This is a genomic window from Streptomyces griseoloalbus, assembly GCA_014650015.1.
GTDB classification, from domain to species: domain Bacteria; phylum Actinomycetota; class Actinomycetes; order Streptomycetales; family Streptomycetaceae; genus Streptomyces; species Streptomyces griseoloalbus.
In genome coordinates this window covers 1-3814 of record BMUD01000056.1, presented here as the reverse complement: position 1 = coordinate 3814, position 3814 = coordinate 1, and the positions used below count along the sequence as shown (strand labels likewise).

Here is a 3814-nt window from a genome sequence, read left to right as displayed (position 1 = left end):
CCTCCACCGGCACCACCTCCGCACCCACCGGAGGCCACTGCGCCAGATCGAACCCCGCCGACACCACACCCTCCACCAGGAACCCGGAGGCATGGGTGGTCCAGTCCTGGGCGGCGTCCTCGGAGCGTGAGTAGACGGCGACCGTACGGCGTCCGCCGTTCTCCGGGCCGACCACCACGCGTACCTGGACGCCGCCCCGTTCGGGCAGCACCAGCGGTGCGGCCAGGGCCAGTTCCTCCAGCGTCGCGCAGCCCACGGCCTCGCCCGCCGTCAGGGACAGTTCGACCAGTACGGCGCCGGGCAGCAGGGTGCGGCCCAGGACCACGTGATCGGCGAGCCATGGCTGCGCCTCGACCGACAGCCTGCCCGTCAGCACCACACCACCCGTGTCGGGCAGCGCCACCACCGCACCCAGCAGCGGGTGGTCGGACGCGTCCAGACCGGCGCCGGCGGGAACCGCGGTGGCGCCGTCCGTGGCGTGCAGCCAGTAGCGCTGCCGCTGGAAGGCGTAGGTCGGCAGGTCGACGGTGCGTGCGCCGGTGCCGGCGAAGTACGCGGCCCAGTCCACCCGGGCCCCGGCCACGTGCAGCCGGGCCAGCGCGGTGAGCAGGGCGTCGGCCTCGTCCCGGCCCTTGCGGGCGACCGGCACCAGCAGGACACCGGTGTCGTCGAGGCAGGTGCGGGCCATGCCGGTCAGCACCGCTTCGGGGCCGACCTCGACGCAGCGGCCCACCCCGGCGGCTCGCAGTGCCTGGACTCCGTCGGCGAAGCGTACGGCCTCGCGGACGTGGGTCACCCAGTAGGCGGGCGTGGTGAGTTCGCCGGGTGCGGCGATGCGGCCGGTCACGTTGGAGACGACGGGCAGGAGCGGGTCAGCGTAGGAGAGGTTCTCGACGACCGTGCGGAACTCCTCCAGCATCGGTTCCATCAGCGGCGAGTGGAAGGCGTGCGACACCCGCAGCCGGGTCGTACGGCGCCCCAGCTCGCGGAACACCTCCGCCACGGTCTCCACAGCGGCCTCGGCACCCGAGATCACCACGGAGGAGGGGCCGTTGACGGCCGCGACCGACACCTCGTCGGTCAGGTGGGGCAGGACCTCGGCCTCGGTCGCCTCGACGGCGACCATGGCACCACCGGCAGGCAGCGCCTGCATCAGCCGGCCACGCGCAGCCACCAGCGCACACGCGTCCGCCAGGGAGAAGACACCCGCCACATGCGCGGCGGCCACCTCACCGATCGAGTGTCCGGCGACGTAGTCGGGGCGCACGCCCCAGGCGTCGAGCAGGCGGTGCAGCGCCACTTCGAGGGCGAACAGCCCGGCCTGGGCGTAGGCGGTGCGGTTCAGCGCGTCCTCGTCGTCGCCCCAGACCACGTCGCGCAGCGGCCGGTCCAGGTGCTCGTCCAATCCCGCGCACACCGCGTCGAACGCCTCCGCGAACACCGTGAAACGCGCGTGCAGTTCACGGCCCATACCGAGCCGCTGCGAACCCTGACCCGAGAACAGGAAGGCGGTCGAGCCGCCGTCCCGCGCGGTGCCGTGGAGGACGGCCGGGGACGAGTCGCCGCGGGCGAGCGTCCGCAGCCCGTCGAGCAGGTCGTCACGGCCGGCACCGAGTACGACAGCGCGGGACTCCAGCACGGTGCGGGAGGTGGCCAGTGCGTAGGCGGTGTCCAGCGGGTCCTCGTCCGGGCGGTCCGTGAGGTGGGTGAGCAGTCGTCCGGCCTGGGCACGCAGCGCCTCGGGGGTGGCGGCGGACACGGTCCACGGCAGCGGGGGCGTCGGGCGTGAGGTGCCGTCGCCGTCCTCCGCCGGTCGCGGCCCGGCGGCCGGGGCGGGTGCGGGGGCCTGTTCGAGGACGACGTGCGCGTTGGTGCCGCTGAGTCCGAACGCGGAGACACTCGCACGGCGCGGGTGCGCGGCGTCCGGCCAAGGCCGTTCCTCGACGACCAGTTCCGCGTTGCCCTCGGTCCAGTCGACGTGCGGCGAGGGCCGGTCGACGTGCAGGGTGCGCGGCACGGAGCCGTGCTCCATGGCCATCACCATCTTGATGACGCCGGCGACACCGGCGGCGGCCTGGGCGTGCCCGATGTTCGACTTGATGGAACCGAGCAGCAGCGGCCGGTCGGCCGGACGGTCCTGACCGTAGGTGGCGAGCAGTGCCTGCGCCTCGATCGGGTCGCCCAGGGTCGTGCCCGTACCGTGCGCCTCGACGACGTCGACCTCGGAGGCGGCCACGCCGGCTGCCTCGAGCGCCTGCCGGATGACGCGCTGCTGCGAGGGCCCGTTGGGGGCGGTGAAGCCGTTGGAGGCGCCGTCCTGGTTGACGGCGGTGCCCCGGACGACCGCGAGGACGCGGTGCCCGTTGCGTACGGCGTCGGAGAGGCGCTCGACGAGGAGGACGCCTACGCCCTCGGACCAGCCGACGCCGTCGGCCGCGCCCGCGAACGCCTTGCAGCGGCCGTCCACGGACAGGCCTCGCTGACGGCTGAACTCGACGAACATGCCAGGCGTCGACATCACCGTGGCACCACCGGCCACCGCGAGCGAGCACTCGCCCGAGCGCAGCGCCTGCACCGCGAGGTGCAGGGCGACGAGGGAGGACGAGCAGGCGGTGTCGACGGTGACGGCCGGGCCTTCCCAGCCGTACGTGTACGACAGCCGACCGGACACCACGCTGCCGCCTGCCGTGCCGGAGGGCGACACGTTGAGGGCGTAGTCGTGGTACATCACGCCGGCGAACACGCCGGTGCGGCTGCCCTTGAGCGAGGCGGGGTCGATGCCCGCGCGCTCCAGGGCCTCCCAGGACGTCTCCAGGAGCAGGCGCTGCTGCGGGTCCATGTAGAGGGCCTCGCGCGGCGAGATGCCGAAGAACCCGGGGTCGAACTGGGCGGCGTCGTGGAGGAAGCTGCCCCGGCGGGTGTAGCTCTTGCCTTCCGCGCCGGGCTCCGGGTCGTACAGGCCCTCCAGGTCCCAGCCGCGGTCGTCCGGCATGTCGGAGACGGTGTCGACGCCGTCGGCGACCAGTCGCCACAGGTCCTCGGGCGAGGTCACTCCGCCCGGGTAGCGGCAGGCCATCCCTACGATGGCGATCGGCTCGTTGTCAACGGGGCGCGCATCGAGATCCGTTCGGCCGGAGGCGGTGGACCGGATGCCCGGGCCCGCGAGCTTCTCCTCGATGTGTTCGGTGACGGCGAGGGCGTTGGGGTGGTCGAAGACCAGGGTCGCGGGGAGTCGGAGTCCGGTGAGGCTGTTGAGCTGGTTGCGCAGTTCGGTCGCGGCGAGCGAGTCGAAGCCCAGCTCCTGGAAGGCCCGGTCGGGTCCGATCGCCTCGGCCGAACCGTGTCCCAGGACCGCCGCCACCTGCGAGCGCACCAACTGCAGCACCGTGCGGTGCCGCTCACCGGCGGTCAGCCCGGCCAGCCGGTCCGCGAGACCGCCGGCCGCCGTGACGGTGTTCGCGGCGGAGGCCGCCTGCCGTCGGGTCGCCGGGGCGAGGGCGCGCAGGAGGGCGGGGACTTCGTCGGTGCGGGTGCGCAGGGCGGCGGTGTCGACCCGCAGCGGTACGACCGTCGCCTCGCGGCAGTCGAGTCCGGCCGCGAACAGCTCCAGCCCGGCGTCGTGGGAGAGCACCGGCAGACCCTGCGACGCCATCCGCCGACGGTCCACCTCGCCCAGGTACTGGCCGAGCCCCGCACCCACGTCCCAGAACCCGTACGCCATCGACGTCGCCGGCAGACCCTCCGCCCGCCGACGCGCCGCCAACGCGTCCAGGAACACATTCGCCGCGGCGTAATTGCCCTGACCAGCCGTCAG

1 protein-coding gene is annotated in these 3814 nt (G+C 73.7%); it reads right to left on the bottom strand.

The genetic code is table 11. The annotated features are described in order from the left end of the window. Positions 1 to 3814, bottom strand: a 3814-nt coding sequence (locus tag IE178_RS34860) for a type I polyketide synthase (RefSeq protein ID WP_193515039.1), incomplete at both ends; no start/stop codon positions are given.